Origin of the sequence: Swingsia samuiensis, assembly GCF_006542355.1 — a bacterium.
Taxonomy (GTDB): domain Bacteria; phylum Pseudomonadota; class Alphaproteobacteria; order Acetobacterales; family Acetobacteraceae; genus Gluconobacter; species Gluconobacter samuiensis.
Window position 1 is genome coordinate 1276784 of record NZ_CP038141.1, and the last position, 24220, is coordinate 1301003.

The 24220-nt window shown below is 45.9% G+C and carries 26 protein-coding genes and 1 tRNA gene; 17 read left to right on the top strand and 10 right to left on the bottom strand.

Features of this window, described 5'->3' with window-relative positions:
- The first annotated feature begins 60 nt into the window (after positions 1-60).
- The 4 genes from rpe (at position 61) to E3D00_RS05890 (ending at position 5034) form a co-directional block, all read left to right on the top strand.
- Entirely contained in the window at positions 61-720 is a 660-nt protein-coding gene (rpe, locus tag E3D00_RS05875; RefSeq protein WP_141460799.1) for a ribulose-phosphate 3-epimerase, read from the top strand.
- Between the two features lie 15 nt (positions 721-735).
- Positions 736-2400 (top strand): heparinase II/III family protein, encoded by a 1665-nt coding sequence (locus E3D00_RS05880; RefSeq protein WP_141460801.1) that lies wholly within the window; start codon positions 736-738, stop codon positions 2398-2400.
- A 9-nt stretch (positions 2401-2409) separates the two neighbouring features.
- Positions 2410-3528, top strand: coding sequence for a glycosyltransferase family 4 protein (locus tag E3D00_RS05885; protein WP_141460803.1), 1119 nt, complete (start codon positions 2410-2412; stop codon positions 3526-3528).
- A 171-nt stretch (positions 3529-3699) separates the two neighbouring features.
- Positions 3700-5034 (top strand): retropepsin-like aspartic protease, encoded by a 1335-nt coding sequence (locus tag E3D00_RS05890; protein ID WP_181441936.1) that lies wholly within the window; start codon positions 3700-3702, stop codon positions 5032-5034.
- An 83-nt stretch (positions 5035-5117) separates the two neighbouring features.
- On the opposite strand, the gene tyrS is transcribed toward E3D00_RS05890, so the two are convergent.
- Positions 5118-6368: a tyrosine--tRNA ligase gene (tyrS, locus tag E3D00_RS05895; RefSeq protein ID WP_141460814.1), complete on the bottom strand. Its 1251-nt coding sequence runs from the start codon at positions 6366-6368 to the stop codon at positions 5118-5120.
- A gap of 138 nt (positions 6369-6506) precedes the next feature.
- On the bottom strand, positions 6507-7172 hold the full coding sequence (locus E3D00_RS05900; RefSeq protein WP_141460816.1) for an alpha/beta hydrolase: 666 nt from the start codon (positions 7170-7172) through the stop codon (positions 6507-6509).
- A gap of 138 nt (positions 7173-7310) precedes the next feature.
- Between E3D00_RS05900 and E3D00_RS05905 the strand changes: the two genes are divergently transcribed.
- The 5 genes from E3D00_RS05905 to E3D00_RS05925 are packed head-to-tail and all read left to right on the top strand — an operon-like array spanning position 7311 to position 11623.
- Positions 7311-8408 (top strand): cysteine desulfurase family protein, encoded by a 1098-nt coding sequence (locus tag E3D00_RS05905; protein WP_141460818.1) that lies wholly within the window; start codon positions 7311-7313, stop codon positions 8406-8408.
- On the top strand, positions 8405-9538 hold the full coding sequence (locus E3D00_RS05910) for a cysteine desulfurase family protein (protein WP_141460820.1): 1134 nt from the start codon (positions 8405-8407) through the stop codon (positions 9536-9538). The genes E3D00_RS05905 and E3D00_RS05910 overlap by 4 nt, the downstream gene beginning before the upstream one ends.
- Before the next feature lie 30 nt (positions 9539-9568).
- Positions 9569-9883: a ferredoxin family 2Fe-2S iron-sulfur cluster binding protein gene (locus E3D00_RS05915; RefSeq protein WP_141460821.1), complete on the top strand. Its 315-nt coding sequence runs from the start codon at positions 9569-9571 to the stop codon at positions 9881-9883.
- Between the two features lie 2 nt (positions 9884-9885).
- Positions 9886-10968, top strand: a complete 1083-nt coding sequence (gene mnmA / locus E3D00_RS05920; protein WP_141460823.1) for a tRNA 2-thiouridine(34) synthase MnmA — start codon at positions 9886-9888, stop codon at positions 10966-10968.
- A gap of 4 nt (positions 10969-10972) precedes the next feature.
- Complete coding sequence (locus E3D00_RS05925; protein ID WP_141460825.1) at positions 10973-11623, top strand: glutathione S-transferase family protein; 651 nt, start codon at positions 10973-10975, stop codon at positions 11621-11623.
- A 12-nt stretch (positions 11624-11635) separates the two neighbouring features.
- Here E3D00_RS05925 and E3D00_RS05930 read toward each other — a convergent pair whose 3' ends face one another.
- Positions 11636-12568 carry a hydrogen peroxide-inducible genes activator gene (locus tag E3D00_RS05930; protein WP_141460827.1) on the bottom strand — a complete coding sequence of 311 codons (933 nt, stop codon included), beginning with the start codon at positions 12566-12568 and terminating at the stop codon, positions 11636-11638.
- Positions 12569-12918: 350 nt separating this feature from the next.
- Positions 12919-13614: a LysE family translocator gene (locus tag E3D00_RS05935; protein WP_246091374.1), complete on the bottom strand. Its 696-nt coding sequence runs from the start codon at positions 13612-13614 to the stop codon at positions 12919-12921.
- A 30-nt stretch (positions 13615-13644) separates the two neighbouring features.
- On the opposite strand from E3D00_RS05935, the gene E3D00_RS05940 reads away from it, so the two are divergent.
- The gene (locus tag E3D00_RS05940) at positions 13645-15084 is read left to right on the top strand and encodes an aminotransferase-like domain-containing protein (protein ID WP_246091375.1); all 1440 of its coding nucleotides are present in this window, start codon (positions 13645-13647) and stop codon (positions 15082-15084) included.
- A 133-nt stretch (positions 15085-15217) separates the two neighbouring features.
- Here the strand turns inward: E3D00_RS05940 and E3D00_RS05945 are convergent.
- From E3D00_RS05945 to E3D00_RS05970, 6 genes are all read right to left on the bottom strand, one after another.
- Positions 15218-15303, bottom strand: a tRNA-Leu gene (locus E3D00_RS05945).
- 15 nt (positions 15304-15318) lie between these two features.
- Positions 15319-16005, bottom strand: a complete 687-nt coding sequence (locus E3D00_RS05950; RefSeq protein WP_141460831.1) for a M48 family metallopeptidase — start codon at positions 16003-16005, stop codon at positions 15319-15321.
- Positions 16006-16012: 7 nt separating this feature from the next.
- Positions 16013-16504 carry a YcgN family cysteine cluster protein gene (locus E3D00_RS05955; RefSeq protein ID WP_141460833.1) on the bottom strand — a complete coding sequence of 164 codons (492 nt, stop codon included), beginning with the start codon at positions 16502-16504 and terminating at the stop codon, positions 16013-16015.
- Entirely contained in the window at positions 16501-16929 is a 429-nt protein-coding gene (locus tag E3D00_RS05960; RefSeq protein WP_141460835.1) for a hypothetical protein, read from the bottom strand. The genes E3D00_RS05955 and E3D00_RS05960 overlap by 4 nt, the downstream gene beginning before the upstream one ends.
- A complete protein-coding gene (locus tag E3D00_RS05965; RefSeq protein ID WP_141462398.1) occupies positions 16929-18020 on the bottom strand; it encodes an extracellular solute-binding protein in 1092 nt (363 codons plus the stop codon). Before E3D00_RS05965 ends, E3D00_RS05960 begins: the two co-directional genes overlap by 1 nt.
- A gap of 173 nt (positions 18021-18193) precedes the next feature.
- The gene (locus E3D00_RS05970) at positions 18194-19342 is read right to left on the bottom strand and encodes an ABC transporter ATP-binding protein (RefSeq protein ID WP_141460837.1); all 1149 of its coding nucleotides are present in this window, start codon (positions 19340-19342) and stop codon (positions 18194-18196) included.
- Positions 19343-19423: 81 nt separating this feature from the next.
- Between E3D00_RS05970 and E3D00_RS05975 the strand changes: the two genes are divergently transcribed.
- The 7 genes from E3D00_RS05975 to E3D00_RS06000 all read left to right on the top strand — a co-directional run bounded on the left by E3D00_RS05975 (position 19424) and on the right by E3D00_RS06000 (position 24219).
- Entirely contained in the window at positions 19424-19702 is a 279-nt protein-coding gene (locus E3D00_RS05975) for a hypothetical protein (protein ID WP_141460839.1), read from the top strand.
- Between the two features lie 80 nt (positions 19703-19782).
- Positions 19783-20223: a hypothetical protein gene (locus tag E3D00_RS05980; protein WP_141460841.1), complete on the top strand. Its 441-nt coding sequence runs from the start codon at positions 19783-19785 to the stop codon at positions 20221-20223.
- A 161-nt stretch (positions 20224-20384) separates the two neighbouring features.
- Positions 20385-20579, top strand: a complete 195-nt coding sequence (locus E3D00_RS05985) for a DUF1656 domain-containing protein (protein ID WP_141460843.1) — start codon at positions 20385-20387, stop codon at positions 20577-20579.
- 15 nt (positions 20580-20594) lie between these two features.
- On the top strand, positions 20595-21506 hold the full coding sequence (locus E3D00_RS05990; RefSeq protein WP_141460845.1) for an HlyD family efflux transporter periplasmic adaptor subunit: 912 nt from the start codon (positions 20595-20597) through the stop codon (positions 21504-21506).
- 1 nt (position 21507) lies between these two features.
- Entirely contained in the window at positions 21508-23013 is a 1506-nt protein-coding gene (locus tag E3D00_RS05995) for an efflux transporter outer membrane subunit (RefSeq protein WP_141460847.1), read from the top strand.
- 115 nt (positions 23014-23128) lie between these two features.
- A complete protein-coding gene (locus tag E3D00_RS10530) occupies positions 23129-23290 on the top strand; it encodes a hypothetical protein (protein WP_181441937.1) in 162 nt (53 codons plus the stop codon).
- On the top strand, positions 23287-24219 hold the full coding sequence (locus E3D00_RS06000) for a DnaJ C-terminal domain-containing protein (protein WP_141460849.1): 933 nt from the start codon (positions 23287-23289) through the stop codon (positions 24217-24219). The genes E3D00_RS10530 and E3D00_RS06000 overlap by 4 nt, the downstream gene beginning before the upstream one ends.
- Position 24220 lies beyond the last annotated feature (1 nt).

The window sequence follows — 24220 nt, forward strand, 5'->3', positions numbered from 1 at the left end:
GCCGCGTAAAGTGAGAGTAACGTCTTGCGTAATGTTCAGAGTTTGCGGATACTTCAATTTATGACAGAAAAACCATCCATCATTGTAGCCCCTAGCTTATTAGCTGCTGACTTTGCTCGTTTGAAAGACGAGGTTGAATCTGTTTCACGGGCCCCGTGGCTGCATCTGGATGTAATGGATGGCCATTTTGTGCCCAATATCTCATTTGGCCCGTCTGTTATTGCCGCGTTACGCAAGCACACAAAAGCCAAGTTTGATGTGCACCTTATGATTGCTCCGGTTGACCCTTATCTGGAGGCAACAGCAAAAGCGGGTGCAGATCATATAACAGTTCATGTCGAAAATGCTCCCCATGTTCATAGAACATTGCAAACTATTCGGTCGCTTGGATGCAAAGCAGGCATAGCGTTATGTCCTGCAACTCCACCTGAGGCGATTTCAGAAGTTATGGATCTGGTGGATATTATTTTGGTGATGACGGTAAACCCGGGCTTTGGAGGACAAAGTTTTCTTGCAAGCCAGTTACCAAAAATTAAGAAAATATCGCAGATGATAAAAGAAAGTGGTCGAGATATTGTTCTGGCTGTTGATGGTGGTATAGACCCCAAGACAGCTCCGTTAACGGTAGAGGCTGGTGCACGTATGTTGGTTGCCGGTTCTGCTATTTATGGGCAATCAGATCGAGATGCTGCTATTCGAGCCCTTCAAGGGGCAGACTGAGGAAATTAGAGCCGAATGCCGATAACACGCTGGATCAGAGGAGCTAAATTATCTTTTGCGCGCCTTCCTATAAGAGGAGGAGCGCCATCTGAACCGGCGTATATATATCGTGATCCGTGGAAGGGAGACGCTGAGCAAGGGGCTAGAATAGTTTCTGGCCGTTTCTTGTTTGAACGGCAGGAATATTCCTTTCCATCGGGGCGGTGGGACCAAGGGACGTGGCCTGAGCCGGCCCAAGAGTGGCTACACAGTTTTTGCTGGCTGCGTGATTTGCGTGCCCTTGGGAGTGATGAAGCACGTTTAACGGCGCGTGCGTTAGTCAGCCATTGGCTTTCTTATCCTCCGACTGATCTTTTGGTGAAAAACGCAAGTGTAACTGGGGCAAGGCTTGCTGCTTGGATTGCCAATCACGAGTTTGCACTTGCGTCGGCTGATCGTCGGATTCAGCAGAAATTTATGGAGCGTCTGCTACAGGAAGGAAGAACAATTGCTGCGTTTCTTCCTTTGCCGGCTCAGGGGTGGAAAGGGTTAAAGGCTTTAAAGGGCTTGCTGGCGGTGGCATTGGCCATTCCCGAACAAACAGGGTTTATGAGCCGTTTTTTGAGGTATCTTCCCGCAGAAATTGAACGGCTTATTCTTGCTGATGGTATGGTAGCTGAACGCTCCCCAGAAGCTCAGTTCCAAGCCGCGCGTGAACTAACTGAAATGTCCATTATGTTTCGGACGGCTCATTCAAGTGTGCCTCCCATTTTGGAAACATCGTTAGATAAAGTCTGTCCAGTTCTGCGTGCTATGCGTCATGGAGATGGAGCGTTAGCCGTATTTAACGGGTCCCGTGAATTATATAGTTCTGTGATTGATGAGGTTTTGGCACAAGGGGCGCGTCAAAAATTACTGGCACCGTCTATGTCGCAAGGTTTGTTTACACGCTTGGCCTTGGGAAAAGCCTTGTTGATTATGGACAATGGGCCTCCAGCCGCAGAAGGGTTTGATAAAAGGGCGCATGCAGGGACGCTTTCTTTTGAGTTTTCTTATCAGCGGCATCGTCTTTTTGTAAATTGTGGAAGTGCTGAAGTTGGAGCTTGGAATAAAGCGTTGAGAGCTAGTCCAGCTCATACGGTTTTGGTTGCTGATGGTCTTTCATCGTCAGATTTTAATGCAGAAGGGCGAGTGGTACGTCGTCCTGCCCATGTAATGTGTGAACACCAGACGGATGGGACTGCGCATTGGTTAGAGACATCCCATGATGGGTATTATCCTCCTCTTGGGTTGAAATGGACGCGGAATCTTTATCTTGGAGGAGAGGGGGAAGATTTACGTGGACAGGAAATTGTTGAAGGGGAACGTGCAACTCCGTTTGCTTTGAGATTTCATATTCACCCAGATGTTACAGTTATTCGGGATGATGAAGATATTATTTTAAAGGTTGGTGGAATGGTTTGGCGCTTCCGTCAAAAAGGAGGTCAAATTAATTTAGAAAATGATATTTATGTTGCGCGTGGTCGTGTTGAAAAAACACAGCAAATAGTTGTTGAATCGATACAATATAAAATATCCAGCGAAGATAATAAGCTGCAAGAATCTGACGAGGCCTCTTCAAAAGATTCTTTGAGTGAGAACAAAGAAAAGAAAAAGTTTTCTCAAACGGTGACCTGGCTGCTTGAGCGTATCCCAGAATAGGGAATTCAGATGAAAATTCTCGAAATTACAAATGTGGATTTTGCGTTAAAACAGTTCCTGTTTCCGCTGATGAAAGCATTGCGTGATGCTGGTCATGAGGTGCAAGGCGTTTGTGCGGAAGGCCCTCATTTAGCTGCTGTGCGCGAGGCTGGGTTTGTTGTTCATGCCGTTCCTATGGCCCGAACATTATCACCTATAGCCCAGCTACGGGCTTTTTATTCTTTAGTCAAACTGATCCGTCAGGAGAAACCAGATATCGTGCACGGCCATATGCCTATCAGTGGTATTTTGGCTCGTTTTGCAGCGCGTATTTGTGGTGTTCCTGTTGTCGCATATACGTGCCATGGTTTTTTGTTTAACCAGCCGAGTTCCTTCTTTCGACGTGCTTTATCTTTGATATTGGAGTGGATGGCGGGGCGGATAACAAACCTCTATATGACAGTTTCTGTAGAAGAAGCACGTGATGCTCGGCGGCTTCATTTGAATGCTCATCCAATAGCGATTGGTAATGGGCGTGATCCGCAAAAATATAAAGCGAACCCTCAAAAACGACATGAAATAAGGCAAGCGTTAGGTGTGTCTGAAGATCAAGTTGTTATTATTATTATTTCCCGTTTGGTGAGGCATAAGGGGTATCCAGAGCTTTTACATGCTATGGAGCATGTTCCTCACGCGGAGTTATGGGTTGTAGGAGAGCGTTTACCTTCAGATCATGGAGATCATCTTGATATTATTTTTGATGAGGCGAAAAGTAAGCTAGGCACTCGTTTACGTATGTTGGGATATCGTGACGATATTCCTGATCTTTTGTCTGCGGCAGATATTTTTGTTTTGCCTAGTCATTTTGAAGGGCTGCCAATGTCGATTATTGAGGCGATGCTGACAGAACTTCCTGTTGTTGCTACCGATATTCGTGGCTCACGAGAGCAGGTCATTCATGGAGAAACAGGGTTTTTAGTGCCAGCGGGAGTATCAACCCCCTTAAGCTGTGCGTTGAATGCACTGACGAATAATAGAGAGCTTGCCCGTCAGATGGGGGAGCGAGGTCGTCAACATGCCGTTTCTAAATATAACGAGAAACGAATAGTTGAGACGACGGTTAAGTTGATTGAACAGGAAATTAGATAGGTAAAGAAAGTAGTTTTTTGTAATTTTTATAATGTGCTCTAAATTGTATAGGCAATAAATATATTTCCCTCTATGGAAGACCTATCTTTAATATGAGGGTCAGTGATGCTGCTCAACGTTTTTAAAAAAAGAAATTTTTTCCTACTAATTCCTTTATGTGCAAGCGTAATAATGGGGTCGCTTCCAAAAGAAGGGTACGCAGAAGAAAAACGTATTTTAGTGTTTGATCCTGAGTTGGTTAACCAAGATCGATCGGGTCCACCATATATTGCTGTGAGGGATAGTAAGGGTATTCTCGAAGCCATGGAACGCGGAGATGATACGGCACTCTTGATTTTGCGTGATAGGCTGGCTCAAGATTATAGAAAAGATGCAGATTATGCGTCCCAGTTTATGTTGAGTTTGTGTGATGCATCTTTGGCTCGTTTGCATGGGAACTATGCCCGGAGTAATCAAATTTTAATGCAAGCACGTCAGGATTTGGGGCCGTTAAAGAATACAATTAATCCATTTATTTACATCATAGATCAAATGCGGAGTGGCAACCTTTTCTTGCAAGGAAAAATAAAAGATTGGGCGAATATGCAAGAATGGTTAGCGCAAGAGTATTATGTTCCGTTACGTCAACATTATCATATTTCGAATTTAGAGTTTCGGAATGATGATGTTATTACTTTGACAGTACCTGCGAGCCAAATTCCACAAGATGAAGTGATAGAAGCTTCTGAGAATAGAATTCCGTTTAATGGATATACAGCTGCGTTGGATGATCATGGTCTGATTGAAGCAAAGGGTCCTATTACGATTAATGGAGAAGTCGTTTCTGCTGTTCTGGACACAGGAACTTTTGCAAGTTCCCTCCCTCGATCGTATGTTGAGAAACATCCGTCGTTAAAAGTAGTTGGTGTCTCCCACGATATATCTTCTGGCAACAGAAGGCGTCATACAGAGTATTATGTCCTTATTGATACTCTGAAGCTGGGCGGAACGACATTTCACAATCAGATGTTTTCTATTTCGAAAGATGAGGAGATCATGATCGGGTTACAGCAGCTCAGTCAGTTACGTCATGTTACGATCGGGCGTAAAGGGGCAACTTTTGGGATTAATGCTCCTTTTTCATGTAAAAATGAATTGGTCATGAGTTCGTTCAGGGGAGGCTATTCGGCTAAATGGCTTTTACCTGTTGAGCTGAATAGAGATTCTGTCATGGCTATTGTGAATACAGGGGATGATAGTCCTGAGGTTGTGATCAAAAAGGTAGGGGAGTTGCCTTCATCTATTCATGCGCGGTCAGTAGAAGAATATGGTTATAATAATGACGGATTTTATACAGAAAGTGTTGCGTCTAAAAGAATGAATATAAAGCTTGGGGATGTCTCGATTGAGGACTACTTAAAATATCGAGAAGAGCCAAGTGACCTTCCTGCTATGCTATCAACGGCTGCATTGCGGTATGGAAGTTATTCATTTGATTGGCCGACGCAAAAGGCATGTTTCCAATAGCTGCATGCTTTGTACGTTTTACGCTTATGAAGAAAAAGCGGAGAGGCCATTTAGGAAGGCCTCTCCTCTAGAGTTGCTAGACGTTATACTGGAACTAAAAGCACATGCTTTTTCTTACCAGAAGAGACTTTTAAAGACCCATCCTTGATATCCTTAGAAGAAAAAACCTGATTTTCGTCTGATATGACAATATCATTGATGCGTCCGCCTCCACCACGGATGAGGCGGCGCGCTTCTCCGCCGCTTGCGGCTAATTTTGCTTCTTGAAAAATTCTAAATGCGGGGATGCCTTCAGTTAAGAGAGCAGACGGAATGTCGATTGTTGGAAGAGCGGCCTGAGAAGAACCTTGCTCAAAAACGCGACGTGCTGTTTCCGCTGCTTCTTCTGCTGCGCTACGGCCATGACAGATTGCGGTCGCTTCGGTGGCAAGGATCTTTTTGGCGTCGTTAATCTCTGCTCCTTGCAAGGCGCCCAAGCGTTCACATTCTTCAACAGGAAGGTCTGTGAAGAGTTTTAAGAAGCGCCCAACATCTGCGTCTTCTGTATTGCGCCAGAATTGCCAATATTCAAAGACGGGAAGTTTTTCGGCTCTAACCCAAGTTGCACCATTGGCTGATTTGCCCATTTTCGCACCAGATGATGTTGTGACCAGTGGTGTAGTAAGGCCAAAAACCTGCTTTCCATCAGTACGGCGCGTTAAATCGATCCCGGAAACGATATTTCCCCATTGATCTGACCCTCCCATTTGGAGGACGGCACCATGTTGGCGATGAAGTTCTCGGAAATCGTAAGATTGCAAGATGGAATAATTGAATTCCAAAAAGGTCAGACCTTGTTCACGGTCAAGGCGTTGTTTAACGCTTTCAAATGAAAGCATACGATTAACAGAAAAATGGATACCCGCATCTTGCAGAAGGTTGATGTAGGATAATTTATCGAGCCAGTCTGCATTATTGACGAGGATCGCTCCATCGGGAGTTTGCTCGTCAGAAAAATGGATAAATTGACGAAGAGACTTTTCAATGCCTGCAATATTATGAGCAATCGTCTCATTGGTCATCAGCTTACGAGCTTCATCACGAAAGGATGGGTCTCCGATTTTGGCTGTACCGCCTCCCATAAGAGCAATAGGACGATGGCCATGTTTTTGAAGCAGACGAAGCGCCATAATTGAGAGCGCGTTTCCGACATGCAATGAATCTGCAGTCGGGTCGAAGCCAACATAAGCTGTGATTGGCCCAGCGGACATAACCTCATCAAGTGCATCAAGGTCAGTACATTGGAAGATCAGGCCGCGTGCTTGAGCTTCGATCAGAAACGGGCTTTTGGGCATTGATAAATCTTGCTTGGTTAGTGGTAAAGAATGAAGGGCAGAAATTATAACAGCTTTTACAGAGATAGGAAAACGGCAATAAAAAAACCCGCCTTGAGAGAAAGGCAGGTTTTTTAAAATCTGGATTGAATGCAACGGTTAGTCTGCAACCATAGCAAGTGCTTTTAACCCACGTTTTGTCATAACATGATCCTCAAGTGCCTCTGCAACTTGATCAGCATGTTTTGCAAAAATATGGTCGGCACCTTCGAAGATACGATAGTCGACAGTGACATTCTTTTGGGTATTTAGTTTTTCGACCAGCTTATTAATTCCTGGTTCAGGCGCCATTTCATCTTTACTGCCGGCAATCATGAGGCCACCACAAGGGCATGGCGCCAAGAAGCCAAAGTCATAATCATTAGCGGGTGGAGCAACGCTAATCCAACCGCTAATTTCTGGGCGGCGCATGAGCAACTGCATGCCCACAAAAGCACCAAATGAATAGCCAGAAATCCAAAGCTCGGTTGAGTTTGGATTGACCATTTGCATCCAATCTAATGCGGCAGCAGCGTCAGAAATTTCGCCAATACCGCCGTCATATCGCCCTTGAGATCGGCCTACGCCCCGTGAATTATATCGCATAACGGAGAAGCCCATCTTCTCAAAACTACGATACATTGTATAAGTAATGCGGTTATTCATTGTTCCGCCATGAAGCGGATGAGGGTGCAAGACAAGGGCGAGTGGAGCGTTAGGCTCGCTGGAATGGTGGTAACGACCTTCAAGCCGACCGTCTGGGCCGGCGAACATCACTTCAGGCATGAATACTCTCACTCTGTGTCGGGTAGAATTAATGGACCTACCGTCCGGTGTGGCCTTGTATATAGGGTTGACAGTCCTAATTTCCACCAAAATCGACTTAGGATTGCGATTCGTGTTAATTTATATGAATTATAAAGAATGATAGCAGCTTCTTCCCCAATCTATTTAGATGCGAATGCAACAGAACCTTTGCGGCCATCGGCCCGTGATGCGGCGGTTGATGGGATGATGCTTCTTGGCAATCCTTCATCTGTTCATGCGCAAGGCCGTGAAGCACGGCGTTTTCTGGAAGATGCTCGTAAGGTGCTGTCGGATGGTTTTGAACGTGATGCAGGGACGTGCGTCTTTACCGCAGGTGGCACAGAGGCCGATGCAATGGCTGTTCATGCATTTCGTAAAAATAGGCCTGTTTTGATTGGGGCGACGGAGCATGATGCTATTCGTAAGGCCGCATTAGATGCTGAATATATCCCCGTTAATGAACACGGTATTTTAGATATTGAGTATGTGCGAAAGCGTTTGCTTGAAAGTGGCCCAGCACTTGTTTGTGTGATGTCAGCTAATAATGAAACAGGTGTTTTGTCTCCGTTAGAAGATGTTGCTTCTTTATGTCATGAAACAGGTTCGCACTTACATGTTGATGCCGTGCAAAGTGCAGGCCGTCTTCCATTTAAAATATCAAATTGTAGTGTCGCCTTATCAGGGCATAAAATGGGTGGGCCCAAAGGAGCAGGGGCTTTGTTGTTGCCTAATGATGAACCGATGGATGCCTTGGTGCTGGGCGGTGGTCAGGAACGTGGAAGGCGGGGTGGAACGCAGCCCTTGCCAGCTATTTTAGGAATGACGGCTGCTTTTCAGGAGGCACAACAGCAGAAGTGGGATGATATTCGAGCGTTAAGAAACAGACTCGAAGAAAAAGTGAGTGAAGCTGGAGCTGATGTCGTTGGGAAGAGTGTGCCGCGGCTTCCAAACACGAGTTGTTTGATCTTGGAAGGAGTGTCTTCTCAAGTGCAACTTATGACCTTGGATTTGGAAGGATTTAGTGTTTCGGCGGGTTCGGCTTGTTCTTCTGGAAAGGTCGCAGCCTCGCATGTCCTGACGGCAATGGGGAAACAAGCAAGCGCTACACAAGCTATTCGTGTTTCATTGCCGTGGAATGTTAAGAAAGAACATGTAGACGCGTTTGGAGATGCTTACGTTCGGATGGCATCTCGGCTGAGAAAGAAGACGGTATGATTTATCTGGATTATTTTTCCACAACTCCGTGCGATAAGGTTGTTCTGGAAAAGATGATCCCGTGGTTTTCGGAAGATTATGGAAACCCACATAGTGTGCATGCCTTTGGGCAAAAAGCATCAGACGCGGTGGAACATGCTCGTCAGCAAATTGCGACACTGATTGGTGCAGAATCACGAGAAGTGATTTTTACGTCCGGGGCAACGGAGGCCAATAACCTCGCGATAAAAGGGGCTGCGCGTTATTTTAAGAAAATAGGCGATGAGCGCAGGCGTATTGTAACGGTTGCCACCGAGCACAAATGCGTTCTTGAATCGGTACGCTCATTAGAAGAAGAGGGGTTTGAGCCTGTTATTTTGGGAGTGGATCAGTTCGGACGGCTTGATCCAGAGACATTAAAAGAAGCCCTCCAAGCGCCGACATTGCTGGTGAGCATTATGGGAGCCAATAATGAGACGGGTGTTTTGCAAAATCTCCCTGTATTATCAAAAATTGTGAAAGAAGCTGGCGCGTTATTGCATGTGGATATGGCGCAGCTTGCGGGGAAATTACCTGTAACATTAGAGCGTGTGGATTTAGCTTCGTTATCGTCTCATAAGATGTATGGGCCTAAAGGAATCGGCGCTTTATATGTTCGGCGGCGCCCACGAGTAAGGTTGCTTCCGTTGTTTTCAGGGGGCGGACAGGAACGGGGCCTGCGTTCTGGAACGCTGCCTACGCCACTCGTTGTTGGTTTTGGAGAAGCTGCGGAGCAAGCTGCCAAGCGGTTACATACGGATATAGAATATATTTCTGGGTTAAGAGATGATCTTTGGGGAAAGCTTAAAGTTCTATTCCCAGGAATAGAATTAAATGGCGCAGAAGCTGAACGTTTGCCCGGAGCGTTGAATGTGTGTTTGCCAGAAGGGATAAGGGCTTTGGAAGTAATGGCTAAAGCTCCTGAACTCGCCGTATCAACAGGATCTGCTTGTACGGCTGCGGATGTAACCCCTTCATATGTGTTGACGGCGATGGGTTTTTCTGACGAGAAAGCATCTCGGTGCTTGCGTCTATCCGTTGGACGATTTACCTCCAAGTCTGATATTGATCGTGCGGTGACTTTGTTGGAAGAAGCGGTTCGCGCGCTCTAACGTTTGTGGAATAGAAAAGACAAATAGCCTATGCCTAAAATGACCTTTATCGAACGTGATGGTTCTCGTCGTGAAGTGGATGCTCCTGTCGGATTATCCGTGCTGGAAATTGCTCATAAATATGACCTTGACCTAGAAGGAGCGTGTGAAGGTTCCTTGGCTTGTGCGACATGCCATGTGATCGTGGATCCACAATGGGCTGAGAAGCTTAGCTCACCAACGGATGACGAAGAAGATATGCTTGATCTGGCATTCGGCTTAGAGCCAACCTCACGTTTGGGATGCCAGATTGTTATGACAGAAGCTCTTGATGGGCTCGTTGTTCGACTACCGAAAGCAGGCTGATTATGCGTATACTCGTTGCCATGTCAGGGGGCGTGGATAGTTCCGTTGTGGCCGCGCTCTTAAAACGTCAAGGCCACGAGGTAATTGGCGCAACTTTGCAACTCTATGATCATGGTCAGGCTGCGAAGCCGGGGGCGTGTTGCGCTGGGCGTGATATTATGGATGCCCGTTCTGTTGCAGATAAGCTGGACTTTCCGCACTATGTTATTGATGCGGAAAGCCGTTTTCGTGACAGTGTGATTGAAAGCTTTGCGGACTCGTATGCTCGGGGTGAGACGCCTGTGCCATGTGTTGCATGTAACCAAGGAGTCAAATTTACGGATTTGCTTGGTATGGCGCGGGATCTTGGGTGCGAGGCCATGGCAACGGGGCATTATGTTCGCCGGGTTGAAGGGGATCATGGGGTGGAAATGCACCGTCCCGTAGATGCCGAGCGCGATCAGACATGGTTTTTATTTGCGACCACAAAAGAACAGCTCGATTATCTTCGTTTCCCGCTTGGTGAAATGCCAGATAAAGCGCATGTGCGTGCATTAGCCCAAGAGTTGGGGTTAGATATTGCCTCAAAGCCAGATAGCCAAGATATCTGCTTTGTTCCGAGTGGGTCTTATGTGGAGGTGGTTGAAAAACTTCGTCCTGAAATACAAGGCCCCGGTGAAATTGTAGATGAAAAAGGAAATGTCTTAGGGCGTCATGAAGGTGTGGCGCGTTATACCGTTGGGCAGAGTAAACGGTTAGGTGATATTCATACGGCGATTGGCGAGCGTCAAATGGTGACGCAAATTGATGTGCCAAAGCGTCGTATTGTTGTAGGCCCTCGTGTTCAAGCTACGGAGAGTGATGCGCGTCGCACGGTTCATCTGCGTGATATGAACTGGCTAATTGATGCCTCTCCGGAAGGGGTTGAGTGTGGCGTACAAATCAGAGCGCGAGAAAAGCTCCGTAAAGCGCGTGTAAAACCACTTGTTGGGGGAAAGGCGCTTGTTGAATTTGAAGAGCCTGCAATGCCTGCCCCAGGGCAAGCGTGTGTTTTATATGATGGGACACGCGTTTTAGGGGGCGGCTTTATTCTGGCGGGAGAATAACGGCGTGACAGGTACTCTTTATTTAGGCTCTCGGCGTTATTCATCATGGTCTTTACGAGGGTGGTTGGCTATTCGGCTTGCGGGTATCGATGTTGTTGAGCGTGTTATCCCGTTAAAAGGTCAAGGGCGCACAACAGAAATTCATGCTCTTTCTCCTAATAAATTGGTACCATATCTTCAGCATGAGGGGGCTGATATTTGGGAAAGTCTGGCTATTTGTGAATATGCGGCTGAGTATAAACCGTCTCTATGGCCAGAAGAACGAGGTGCACGGGCGCATGCGAGAAGTGTGAGTGCACAAATGCATGCAGGCTTTCGGGTTGTTCGTCAAACATGCCCTATGGATTTGGAGCGCAAGTCTAAACCGTTAGTGGATATGGCAGCAGATTTGTTGGCCGATGTGGAATTGCTCAAGAGAACATTAGAAAATGCCCTTATGAGAACAGGGGAGCAGACACGTTATTTGTTTGGTTCAGACCTTACGATTGCTGACTGCATGTATGCTCCGATTGCTATTCGGGTAATGAATTATCAACTCCCCGTAGGAGCCATCGTCATGGCATGGTGTGAGACAATGCTAGACCACCCATTGATGAGGGAGTGGGCTAATCTGGCTTATCAAGAGCCAGATGAATGGCGTTTGTTTTACTCGTAGGAATGAGTACGATTACACTTCACACGTAATACAACCATCGGGGGTTATTTCTTTTAAGCAATTAGCAAATTCTTTAAAAGAAGCTGCGCGAGGGTCAGAGGCGCGCCAGACTAGCCCAATGGTGCGGCTAGCCTCTGGCTCGTGTAAAGACCGGATTGCAACAAGGTTCTCAAAGTCAGATCGATTTTTGAGAGCGAGTTGAGGGATAAGGGAAAAACCTTCTCCTGCTCCAATCATATGCCATAACATTTCTAGACTGGTGGCTAATCGAGGGTCTCTTTTGCGAGGCAGGGTAGGGCAGATGGATAAAGCTTGCTCACGTAGGCAGTGTCCATCTTCAAGGAGCAATAAGTCTTCTCTGCTCAACTGGGACAAAGTGATTTTTTTAAGTCGTGCCAGCTCGTGTGAAGCTGGAAATACCCCTAAAAAAGGCTCTGTGAAGAGCTCAATAGCGCCTAAAGAATCACTCGCAGTCGGCACGGCTAATAGTGCCAAATCAAGCTCACTGTTGCGAAGGGCTCGAACGAGACTATCCGTCATACCCTCAGTCAATCGCAAGTTTAAATGCGGGTATTTTTGACGAATATGAGGTAATAATCCCGGGATATAATACGGCCCTAGGGTTGGGATAACACCAAGGCGTAGCACCCCATCAAGAGGGCTGGTGCGTGCGCGTGCGACTTCCAGAAGAGAGCGAGCAGACGCAAGAACCTCTCGCCCAAGAGCGATGAGCTGCTCTCCATCAGGCGTTGGAGCGACGTGTCTACGAGAACGTTCAAAGAGTGTAACGTCCAGAAGGATTTCTAATTTTCGAACTTGCTCTGACAAGCCAGCTTGACTAACACCACAGCGTTCTGCTGCACGGGAGAAGTTGCGTAAGTCATCAACTGCCACAACATATTCTATGTCTCGTAAAGACAAGCCGGAAAGAGGGACGTAGCTCATATGTCTCATTATAATCGAAAATGCTTATATAGAATACTGGTTTTACCTGTAATTAAAATGATTTTTTAAGGTTGTGCGATGAAGACACACTTTTTGTAATGTATTCTGTAATAAAAGGGGTGTTTCTTATGTTTTTTGAAATAAAATGTAATAAAACACTTTGTCATTAATCATTCCCTTCTAATGGAAATCAAGCAAACAACGGAATGTATTAATTTTTTGATAAAATTTATTAAAGCTTTGTTGTTTAATAGAAGGGGACGGCGGGCAGGACGCTATTGCTCGGGGTGTTCATGAAAACGGGCCACCTTAAAAATAAGGTGGCAGCCATATGTGGTGAGCAGGGTGTTTTACTGTGGTATGCTTTCCTGAAGGAGGGGATAGAGAGAAGCAATAAGCAGCAAGGCCATACCAACATTAAAACCGCGTAGAACTGCGGGGTGTGTGAGCCACCGCTTCATAGCAGCGCCAAATCCCACCCAAAGACTCACACTTGGAAGATTGACTGCCCCACAAATCAGACAGGCAATGAGCAGGTTAAACAGAAAGTTCTGTCGCGGCGTATAAGCAGAAATCACGCTGATTGTCATGATCCATACTTTTGGGTTGACCCATTGAAAGCCGAGAGCTTGAAGAAAGCCAAGAGGGCGTGCGTGGCTAGTGGATGCGTTATTCATACTGGATGTTGCAATTTTCCAAGCAAGCCACAGTAAGTAGGCGACACTCATATATTTTAATAAGGCATAGAGCCAAGGTAAGCGATTGAAGATATTTCCAAGTCCAATCCCGACGAGCACGACCATCACAGCAAACCCGACACTCACCCCTAATATATGGGGAATAGTTCGCCGAAAACCATAATTAAGGCCCGATGCTGTCAGCATAGTGTTATTCGGTCCTGGCGTAATTGATGTGACGAGTGCAAATACAGCCAGAGGTCCTAGACTGCTCCAGAGGGATGTCATTGGTAAAACTCCATTTACATCTGAGGAAGTCTCTGCATTATTGATGAAGAAAGCAGAACAGAACCGATACAGTTTGATCAATCTCTTTCAAACTGTTCTGGAGAATTAACCGTGACAGTTAACCGTATGCAAGACTCACTAACGCTGCGCTGGCAGCCTGTGCGTGGCGGAGATCGCACACTGGTTACTCAGCTTGAAGATGAAATCGCAGGGCGTATTGCGGATCATATTTTAAGGCCAGGTAGTCGCCTGCCGTCTGTGCGACGTATGGCAGAAGCAGCAGGAGTTAGTCGCTTCACGGTTATTGAGGCCTATGAGCGATTGGTGGCGCGCGGACTTATAGAGCCTCGGCAGGGAGCCGGTTATTTTGTTCGATCGTTTATAGAAATGCCGATAGTGGCAGATACAGCATCTGTAGCGTCCCCACCCCCTTCTCGTTTAGATGTGGGTTGGCTTCTTCGTAGTACTTTCGGGAATGGCGCTTCAGTGGAAGTTGAAGCGGGAGCAGGGCTTCTGCCAAAGAGTTGGTTAGATGCTGAGCTGGTTAATGCTGCTATTCGTGCTGTCGGGCGTAAAATGGATGGTCAGTTGCTTAGCTACGGGCATCCGCGTGGGTATTCGTTATTACGCGCTCAGCAGGCCTCTTTGCTTCAAAGCCAAGGGATAGTCGCCCATCCAGATCAACATCTATTGACGACGGCAGGCGTCACGCAAGCATTGGATCTTATTTTGCGTTTGCTTGTTCAGTCCGGTGATACGGTTTTGGTGGAAGACCCGGGTTGGTTCCTGATTTTTGGACGGCTTGCAGCTTATGGTACGCGGATTATCGGTGTTCCACGTGGTCCAGAAGGGCCGGACTTGGAGGCTTTGGAGCGACTGGCGGCTGCTTATCGCCCTAAATTATTTCTCATTAATAGTGCGGTGCATAATCCCACCGGTTTTACAGTAACCGCTTCAGCGGCATATGACGTGCTTCGGATAGCAGAGAAATATGATTTCCGTATCGTAGAAGATGATACCTATGCTGATTTTCACCCTGGGACACCGATTAGGCTTGCATCCCTTGATGGGCTTCGGCGTGTTATTCTTGTGAGTGGGTATGCCAAAACATTAGCAGCTGGGCTACGAGTTGGCATATTGGCTGCAGAGTCAGATCTCATTATGCGATTAACGGACCTGAAGCTTTTAATGGGGCTCACGACCTCTAATTTAGGTGAAAATGTTGTAAACCATTTATTACATGAAGGGCATTATAAGCGACACGTATCGCGCATTCGTCGAAGAGTTGATAAGGCCCGGCATCGTTGTATAGAGGCATTAACAGAATGTGGCTTGCAGCTACCTCACTTGCCTTACGCAGGTATTTTTGTTTGGGCGGACTGTGGGCAAGATTCTGAGAGTGTGGCGCGTCGAGCGTCTGAGCATGGGGTATTACTGGCCCCAGGGTCACTTTTTTCTCCGGATCAAGCCCCATCGACTATGTTGCGTTTTATGGTGAGTATAGCAGATAATCCAAAAATCTGGCCTGTTTTACGAACACTTTTAACTTAAGAGATTTATGCTTGAGTTTGCAATTTATAAAACGGGAGTATCCATGGTCCAGCCCGAATTTTACAATAGAAGTTACCAAGGCAAGTTTAGGTTTATGCGAACCTAAAAACGTTATAATTTTAATGAATTAAAGTGGTGCGAACTGCGGGACTTGAACCCGCACGCCCTTACGGACCCAAGATTTTAAGTCTTGTGCGTCTACCATTCCGCCAAGCTCGCACGTCCTTTTAATGATCATGCCGATCTTAAAAGGCGTGCCCCGTTATTACTCAACCAGCGCTCGGCTGCAAGACGTTTTCTTCCATCTTTTTCATAATTTTTTTCAACAAGGGTCCAAAAATCTTTTCCATGGTCAAAAAATTTAAGATGTGAGAGTTCGTGGATGACAACATAAGTGCTAATTTCTGGGGGAGCCATGATGAGGCGCCAGTTCAGCATAATGCGTCCTTGGCGTGTGCAGCTGCCCCATCGGGAGCGTGTATCACGGAAATCAAGCCGAGAGGGGTAAAGCTCCATTTGCTCACTATAATGCCGGATGGATTTTGTGAGTTGAATGCGCGCCAAGGTTTTCAAAAACTCTTTTACACGTCGTTCTGTATGCGCAGCGTCCCCACTGACATATAAATTGTTTTGTTCAATCCAACATCCTCTGTGAGCATGAGGCATATGATGTATAGTATGGTCTACCCCTTCAATAGGAACGGAATAACCATCCGTTAAAGGTGTTTTTTGCGGAAGAGCTGCAAAATTCCTTTCAATCCATTCTATGTTTTCTTGTAAAAAACCCATCCCTTGTTTTTGTGACATTCGATAAGGGAGGGTAATAACGACCGCTCCTTTAACGGGGTCGATGCGGAGTGAGAGACGTCTGGCCCGTTTAGAAGGGTTCCAGATAATTGGGATGGTCGGAGGCGAAGGCAAGCGTTAATCAGGTTTTTTTCAGGAAGAAAGATAAAGGGGCTTTTTCAGGCCATTCTCCAGGCCAGTCAACAATATAATCTTCCAATGGACCAGCCTGACGTTCACTAATGCAGCGTCCACCCGCAGAGGCTCCTACTTTTTGAACACTTTCAGAGGTTCCTGTGCGTAGAGGATGCCACTCCGGAAGGTCATACCCATCTCGTAACAGACGATATGAGCAGCTGGGTGGAAGCCAGTCAATGTCTGTCAGAAGTTCAGGAGTAAGAGTTACGCAATCTGGGACTTTACGATGCCGTTTAAGATAATCTGTGCAACGGCAGCTTTCTGTATCCAGCAACCGACATGAAACAGAGGTATAGATGACTTCTTCCGTTTCATCATCTCGTAGCTTGTTAAGGCAGCAGCGACCACAACCATCACAAAGAGATTCCCATTGTTCACGAGACATTTTGTGAAGAGGGGTTGTGTGCCAGAAAGGGCGTTCAGAAGATTTTGTCATGGACGATCAAGTATGATGCAGATAAAGGAAAAAGCAAATGCGATGAAAAGCGACAAAAAAGCGGAAGGGAAAAGTACTGGTATCCAGATTAAGCGTAAGCGCGTGTAAAAGTTTGCACCAAGGCTTTTGGCTGTTCGGTTCGTTCCTGCTGGGAGTTGGAGAAGCGTTGCTCCAAGAGGGAATATAATGGTGGGTGAAATGAATATTCCTTGAAAAAAGGCAAATTGAGTTCTGGTAATATTAATTCCATTTTGGTGCCAAAAGGGAAAGAAGAATGCCATTAAAGGGCTGGAAAAAAGAAGCAAAAGGCCCAGTAAGCGTGTGGAAGAGTAGGGAAGAAGCTTGATACCCAAACCACACAGGGAAAGGCCAGATATAAGCCCTAAGAATAGAAAGGGAGAGTACGTATAAAAAGCAAAAGTCATTAGAGCCTTCCGTTTTTATACCAAGTTTGAAATTGCTTTTCGAGCTCGTCTGAATGTTCAGCCCAGAAGCTTTCATTTATGGGCAAAATAGTATCGTGCGAGTTAACATTTTCATTAATGACATCGTCAATATGCGGATTAATTGATCTTAAATCTCCGAGAGTTTTTTGGGCTATATGAAGCGGTACATTTTTAGGAATAGCCCAAAACATTTCAGTCCGAAGAATATTATTATGTTGCGCAATAAAGATGGACGAAGCGAGCCCCGCTTTGACCTTTGTGCTGACACTTGCAATCTCGGTCATGGGAGCGCTGGTCATAAGAGCGCTGCTTTGCGCCATAATATTTGCAGCATCTGCCGGTGTTTTCCACCAAACAATATAAGGGCGCAGCAGGTCAAGTTGATGAAAAGCCCTTTGTACCCCCGCTTCTGTAGAAAGAGCAGTATAGATATCCTGTGGGTCCACGCCATCAGCGAGGAGTGCGATTTCCAGAGTTGTGCGTGCCCCTAAATGTAACCCTCGACGGCCGGGTAAGCGGGCAACGTTCCAAAAATCAACCCAGTTGGGAGGGCTCTCTAAATGTGAGCGATCCCAAGCAAGGGCAAGATCGCTCGTTCCTCCCGTAACGCCGCATGTTGTTGATTCGTTGTCGATGTTTAAACTTTGTATCCAACCATTATTACACGCTAATTTAAGTTGGTAACCATTTAAAAGCACCGCCGCCCATTTCGGTTTTTCAGCATTGGTAGCGGACATTAATGTGTCAATTTGTTCATCCCATTCAACAAGCTTAAGGGATGTTACTGGCGTTTGGAGGGCTGAGGAGGCAATCGTTCCTTGAGGCACAGCCCATCCTAATTTTGTTAGGTATGTTGCGGAGGAGCGGTGTGGTTTAGGAAGGTGCTTTTTCTTTTTTGCATGTTTATGCATGTGTGAGGCAGGAGCTGCAAGAGCAGATGGAGCTAGAATAAGTGGAGCAATATGCGCTGTTACGAACGAAATGAGGTTCTGAGAGGAGGTTGTTTGGGCCGCTTGGCCGGAGAAGGGGGTGTTGGGAATAAGTTGGGCACATAAAATTGAAACGAACATAGTATAACGTGCCACACGTTGCATTCCATTCGCTCGAATGAATGGTGCAAGGGAATGTCCCGCAGAATTTTGGCGCCGGTCTAAAATGGAAACCTCGTAAAAAACAGAAAACGTATAGAATAAAAACGTGCAGCGCGTGCACGCTAACACAATAATGGAGTAACGTCCTTAACTTATGGCGGAAAAGCAGTCGCATTACCAGCCATCCATGCTAATTGAACAGAAGAGCCGTTTGAAGGGATCTGCTGTGATTGAATGGGAGGGCGGTGTAAGTCAATTTCCGTACCGTCAGGAGTACGTACTCGCATTTTAATATGATCTCCTAAATGGATACTCTCTATCAAAACCCCATTTACTGGAGAAGATGTGTCTTCGTCAAAGTTAAGGGGCCTTGATCCAAAGAAAGGTGATATTTGATCAGGGCGAATACATACGATGCATTCATCGCCTTTATGTAAACGTTCGGATGATACAAAAGCTTCAACTACTCCACCACAAGCAAGCTGGATTGAGGCAATATCATCCCCAATACCCAATATTTGCCCTGTGAGAGCGTTTGCTTCTCCAAAAATTGTTGCGATTTCAATAGCCGCTGGGCGGTCATACAAAACTGCCGCCGTATCATGTTGGAGAAGAGCTTCATGGTTGAAGAAGGCAATTTTCCCTCCCGCTCTTAGCGCATCTTCTCGGTGAGACGTTGTTTGTACGATGGTGAGGTCAAGCGCACGGGAAAGCTTTATAAGGAGAGAGGTGAATTGGCGCGTGGTGTGTAAGGGTAAAGAAAAATAAGGGTCGTCAATGAGAAGAAGTTTAGGAGAACACGCAAGCGCGCGGGCTAAGAGGGTACGAAGTGTCTCTTCTGAAGAGAGAGATTTTGTATGTGCGTGGCCGTGTCCATCTAAGCCTACAAGAGATAACATTCGGTTGGCAGCATCGAATGCTTCAGATTTATTTTGTCCCGTCGCCTGAAAAGCAAAAGCAATGTTTTCATGAACATTCATATGTGGGAATAGGGGAGTGTGTTGATTTATAAGGCCGATTTTTCTTTTCCCTAGCGGGAGAGAGGAGACATCCTCATCGTGAAGAAATATTTTCCCGTCAATAAGAGGTGCAAATCCGGCCAACTGTTCAAGAAAAGTTGATAAAACAAAAGGTGTCGTCCCAAATGCTGTAAGGATTTCACCTTTTGTAAGGGTTAAATCAAAGGGGACGCTTTCTACAGTGAGGCGAAGACCTTCAATCTTTAGAGAGGGGGGTGTTCTTTCTGCCCGAAGACGTTTTTTATTAAGGGCATAGAGGGATGTGTTAGGTGAGAGAGACATGCAACCTCTATGAATATGTTTGCGTTTTAACTAGAGGGCCTAATTTGAGGCTCTTGTAAGATTTGAAGAAGGTTTCAGCAAATGAGCCGTAATGACGTCAAGAAAAACATCGATGAAGCAGTTGAAAAAGGTCAAGATCAAGTTCAAGATCTTCGTAGCCAAATAGAGCAGATTTTGAACGAACGGGTTAGCCCTGTTTTGCAACGCGCTGTGAGCCGGACCGACCAAGTGGTTGCTAATGTGCGACATGGCGACCATGAACTTCAAGAAGTTGTAACGGAACATGTAAAGTCTCGTCCAATTGCAGCAATTCTTATTTCAGCCGCGATCGGTTTTGTGTTAGGTCGTTTTTCAAAATAAAAATTTTGGTATAATTTGGGTACAAGGGCGATTATTTATAATATAATTGTCCTTCCCATTAGAAAAGGCAATGACACTCCATGAAGCCCCTCGAACTTGGTCAGGAAGTTCTGTCCGCGCAAGGCACAATTGTAAAACGTTCGGCAACACGTATTGGTCGAAGAATTGCATGTGCGTTGGTTGCTGCTGTATTCTTGATGTTTGCAGCTATCTCCTTTCATGGCTTTATGTGGGCCTTTTTCATGAGCGTGATGGGATTGAGCTGTGTTAAAGCCTCTCTTTGTGTGATTGCGGTTGATTTATTCTTTGTTATTATATTTGGTATTTGTGCGGCATGGTCTATTCCTGACCCAGTAGAAATTGAAGCCAAGATTCGCCGTGATCGTAAACTGGTTGAGTTGCGGCAGGCTTTTGCTTTGTCAACGATGATGACAATTTTATTTAGCCCTCTTGGACGCACAGCAGGGAAAAAGACATTTTCCCTTTTGTTCGGAATGTTTAAGCGTTCAAAAAAAGGTTAGTTATATAACTGCGTGAATTTAGACTAGTTTTTTAGTGTAAATTCACGTATTTGATTGCCTCGTACTACGACTTCCTTATGTAGGGATGCGTGGGATAGCGAGGTTTTTTTTGTGTGGTATTTAAAGAAATATTTTATTCCTTTCTGTAAGGCATATGCATAATGCTTACAGAAGTTAATGTGTTCGGTATATTTGTTTCCCCTTTTTCAATTTATGCGGTATCAGCCGTTTTTATAACTTTATTGTTAAGAAATATTCTTTGGAGAACAGGGGCGCTGAATTGGTTTTGGCATGTCGCCCTATTTGAGATAGCGCTTTATGTTTGTATTTTGTGTCTTCTTATTTTGTATGTGTAGTCGTAAGAGGCGGGAATGAATTGGGCCCAACGTCTTGTAAGAATTATTCTTACATCTATTGTTTTGCTACTGGCCGTTGGTCTTGGTTTGACGCTTTGGGATATTTATGTTCTGGCTCCATGGACACGCGATGGCCGCGTGCGGGTATACGTCGTAGATAATGCCCCAGAAGTGTCGGGAACAGTTGTTTCTGTGCCTGTTGTTGATAATCAGTTTGTACATAAAGGGGATCCATTATTTGTATTGGATCCTGTACGTTTCCGATTGGATATTGATGCCGCGCGTGCGCGTTTGGCTGGTTTTGAAGAAGATTTGAAATTAAAAAAATCTGATGCCCATCGACGCATGGGGCTCGGTGGTATCGTTTCTGCTGAAGAGCAGGAAGATTTTAATTCTAATGTTGAAACGCAAAGAGCCAAAGTAAATGCAGCAAAAGCTGAACTGAATACAGCACGGCTCAATTTGCAACGCTCGACGGTTTATTCTCCTGTGGATGGATACGTTACAAATCTCAATTTAAGGGTGGGTGATTATGCTCACGCCGGCCAGCCAGGCATGGCTGTAATTGATGCTCATAGTTATTGGTTAAATGGTTATTTTGAAGAAACCAAAATGAGTGGCGTTCATATTGGGGACAAGGCCCGTGTGAAGCTGATGGGGTACAAGCAAATTATTCCCGCACATGTTGTGAGTATAGGCCGCGGTATTAATGATCAGAACGGCGTGTCAGACCGGTTGGGCCTTCCTGATGTTAATCCTATTTTTACATGGGTGCGATTAGCGCAGCGTATTCCGGTGCGTTTAGAGTTTGATTATGTTCCACCAGAAATAACTTTGGCAGCAGGAATGACGGCAACCGTTACAATCGGGGATGAGAGCCCGGGGGCGCGGGGTAAGTTAACGACGTGGCTACAGAATCATTTATAAAATGTTACGAAATCTTTTTAAACTTACGCTCTGTAGTGGTTTACTTTTAAGTGCCTGCACTGTCGGGCCTAATTTTAAGCCCGACAAGATGAAAATTCCCGATTCTTTTGTTGAACAGCCTCAGGTTGCAACTCTTCAAGAGGTGCAAAAAACAGAGGCTGATATGAAAGATTGGTGGGCGCAGTTCCATGATCCTATGCTCAATCAGCTTATTGAGGAAGCGATAAAGGGGAATTACGACCTACAAATTGCATCCCAGCATATTATTGCAGAGCGTGCTGTTCGGCGGCAGGCACAAGCGGCATGGTATCCGCAACTTGACGCAGCAATGGGCGGGGGGGACGATCGTTATTCTATTAATGTTGATAATTGGCCTATACGCCCCGGAAACCCATCGAATCATCCAGAAGCATCGGTTCTAACATATGGAGCGCGAGCAAGCTGGGAAATTGATTTGTTTGGGCATATCTCGCGTCAAGTAGAAGAGCGTAAGCGCATTGTTGAAGAATCTATTGAGAGTAGAAGGGCGGTTCTTCTTTCATTACTTTCTGAAGTAGCGGCAGATTATATTACTTTAAGGGGTGTTCAGGAGCGTTTAACAGTTACAGAGCAAAGTATTGATGTTGCGCAAAAATCTCGCCTTCTCACTGAAAAATTATATATTCATGGTCTAGGGAATACGCTTGCGGTTGCGCAGGCACAAACAGAAGAACATTTGGAAAGGTCTCGTTTAGCGCCTCTTCATTCACAAGAAGAGCGGCTTATGCACGCTATTTCTGTTTTGTTGGGCCAAATGCCGGGACAGTTAGAGGAGGAACTTCAAGTTCGCCGGCCTCTACCTTCTTTACCGAGTTTCCCAACCACTTTGCCCTCAATTGTCTTGGCAAACCGTCCTGATATTCGTGCGGCAGAGGCTCAATATGCGGCTGATACAGCAGAAGTCGGGGTGGCCGTCTCTAACTTATATCCGAAGTTTTCTATTCCACTCACATTTAATCCAAATGCGTCCGCTTTGTATCAGGCTTTTCAAGTGGGGGGGATGAGCTGGAGTTTCATGATGATGGCCACTTTGCCCATCATTCATGGAGGGCGATATACAGCACAAATTGCTCAAGCCCGTGCGGAAGCTGAAGCGAGTCGGTTAGGGTATCGGAAGACGGTTTTGAAAGCGTTTCAAGAGGTTGAGGATGCTTTGGGCGATTGGCGGCATGATGATGAGTTGGTTAAAGAGTTGGATCAGGCCGCTATTGATTCAGGCTTGGCACGAGATAGGGCAGCAAAATTATTTCAAGCTGGTCTTGCTGGATATCTGAATGTGTTAACGACGGAACAGACGGCATTATCTGCGAGGGACCAAGCTGTTGTGGGGCGTATAGCGCGATTGAGAAATGCGATATCACTTTATATCGCCATGGGAGCAGGATGGCAGGGACGCCAATTAACAGATACGCGCTTACCTATTGAAGTAAAAAAGCAAAATGCCTTGGCCCGTGCTATTACTCGATAAGTTAAAGTGCTTCGTGGCAGGAGTTTATTAATTTTGGTAAAAATAGTTTCATTAAGGTCATTGACCAAGATTAATTGACAGCACACATTTGTAAATAACTAAAGGATGTAAGTATATGCCACAAGATGGACACCCAGCAGAGGACTTCCTGAAACCGAAATTACAAAATCTTATAGAAGGTGCTGTAAAAGCTGGCTTTTCTAAAGATGTTATTTTGGCGGTTTTAATAGATCTTTTGGATGATGGTGATGTTGCAACGAATGCGGAGGTGAAATGAAAGATCCTTATTCCGTACTTGGAGTTTCAAAAAACGCAACGGATAAAGAAATTCGGAGTGCCTATCGTAAATTAGCTAAAAAATATCACCCTGATCATAATCCTGACAGCAAGGAAGCTGAAGAACAGTTTAAAGCTGTGGGTCAAGCCTATAATATTATTGGTGATAAGGAAAAACGCGCACGTTTTGATCGTGGTGAGATCGATGGCGAAGGCCAGGAGCGTGGTCCTTTTGGAGGCGGCGGCTTTGGCGGTGGTGGCTTTGGCGGTGGTGGCTTTGGAGGCGGCGCTGGTGCACATGGCTTCCAAGGCAATTTTAGCCAAGAAGACTTGGGTGCGTTTTTCTCGGATATGTTTGGCGGTGGTGGTTTTAGTGGAGACTTCCGTCCAGGCGGTGCTGGTGGACGTCGTGCTGCTAAGGGGGCGGACCGACGGTATTCCGTAACTATTCCCTTTGTGCAGGCTATTTTAGGGACTTCTTTAGAGCTTAATCTTGGAGAAGGTAACCATACAGAGGTCCGTATTCCAGCTGGGGTAGAGGATGGTCAAACTCTACGTGTTCGCGGCAAAGGAGCGCCGGGTCGGCCGGGTATGGATGGACAGCCCGGTGTTGCGGGTGATGCCCTGATTACGGTTTCGGTTACCCCAGATAAGCGTTATGTCCGTGAAGGCCGCAATGTGCGGATGACGCAGAATATTGATTTAAAAATTGCCGTTTTGGGTGGGAAAGTAACGGTTCAAACTCCGAGAGGGGATGTTGCAGTAAAAGTCCCTAAACACTCAGATAGCGGTAAGGTCTTACGGCTGGGAGGCCGTGGCGTTGGTGCAAATAAAAAAGAAGAAGCTGGAGATTTGCTCGTAACGCTTCAAATTCAGTTAGGGCACGTTACGCCAGAGCTTGAGGCTTTTTTTGAGAAACAGGAGAGCTAAT

Coding starts and splice junctions, on each gene's coding strand:
- E3D00_RS05965 (WP_141462398.1), bottom strand. CDS start 18,020: ATGTTCGTTTCAATTTTATGTGCCCAACTTATTCCCAACACCCCCTTC.
- E3D00_RS05960 (WP_141460835.1), bottom strand. CDS start 16,929: ATGACTTTTGCTTTTTATACGTACTCTCCCTTTCTATTCTTAGGGCTT.
- E3D00_RS10530 (WP_181441937.1), top strand. CDS start 23,129: ATGCCACAAGATGGACACCCAGCAGAGGACTTCCTGAAACCGAAATTA.
- rpe (WP_141460799.1), top strand. CDS start 61: ATGACAGAAAAACCATCCATCATTGTAGCCCCTAGCTTATTAGCTGCT.
- E3D00_RS05995 (WP_141460847.1), top strand. CDS start 21,508: ATGTTACGAAATCTTTTTAAACTTACGCTCTGTAGTGGTTTACTTTTA.
- E3D00_RS05890 (WP_181441936.1), top strand. CDS start 3,700: ATGGGGTCGCTTCCAAAAGAAGGGTACGCAGAAGAAAAACGTATTTTA.
- E3D00_RS05975 (WP_141460839.1), top strand. CDS start 19,424: ATGAGCCGTAATGACGTCAAGAAAAACATCGATGAAGCAGTTGAAAAA.
- E3D00_RS05885 (WP_141460803.1), top strand. CDS start 2,410: ATGAAAATTCTCGAAATTACAAATGTGGATTTTGCGTTAAAACAGTTC.
- E3D00_RS05915 (WP_141460821.1), top strand. CDS start 9,569: ATGCCTAAAATGACCTTTATCGAACGTGATGGTTCTCGTCGTGAAGTG.
- E3D00_RS06000 (WP_141460849.1), top strand. CDS start 23,287: ATGAAAGATCCTTATTCCGTACTTGGAGTTTCAAAAAACGCAACGGAT.
- E3D00_RS05905 (WP_141460818.1), top strand. CDS start 7,311: ATGATAGCAGCTTCTTCCCCAATCTATTTAGATGCGAATGCAACAGAA.
- mnmA (WP_141460823.1), top strand. CDS start 9,886: ATGCGTATACTCGTTGCCATGTCAGGGGGCGTGGATAGTTCCGTTGTG.
- E3D00_RS05880 (WP_141460801.1), top strand. CDS start 736: ATGCCGATAACACGCTGGATCAGAGGAGCTAAATTATCTTTTGCGCGC.
- E3D00_RS05910 (WP_141460820.1), top strand. CDS start 8,405: ATGATTTATCTGGATTATTTTTCCACAACTCCGTGCGATAAGGTTGTT.
- E3D00_RS05900 (WP_141460816.1), bottom strand. CDS start 7,172: ATGCCTGAAGTGATGTTCGCCGGCCCAGACGGTCGGCTTGAAGGTCGT.
- E3D00_RS05980 (WP_141460841.1), top strand. CDS start 19,783: ATGAAGCCCCTCGAACTTGGTCAGGAAGTTCTGTCCGCGCAAGGCACA.
- E3D00_RS05955 (WP_141460833.1), bottom strand. CDS start 16,504: ATGACAAAATCTTCTGAACGCCCTTTCTGGCACACAACCCCTCTTCAC.
- E3D00_RS05985 (WP_141460843.1), top strand. CDS start 20,385: ATGCTTACAGAAGTTAATGTGTTCGGTATATTTGTTTCCCCTTTTTCA.
- E3D00_RS05990 (WP_141460845.1), top strand. CDS start 20,595: ATGAATTGGGCCCAACGTCTTGTAAGAATTATTCTTACATCTATTGTT.
- E3D00_RS05970 (WP_141460837.1), bottom strand. CDS start 19,342: ATGTCTCTCTCACCTAACACATCCCTCTATGCCCTTAATAAAAAACGT.
- E3D00_RS05930 (WP_141460827.1), bottom strand. CDS start 12,568: ATGAGCTACGTCCCTCTTTCCGGCTTGTCTTTACGAGACATAGAATAT.
- tyrS (WP_141460814.1), bottom strand. CDS start 6,368: ATGCCCAAAAGCCCGTTTCTGATCGAAGCTCAAGCACGCGGCCTGATC.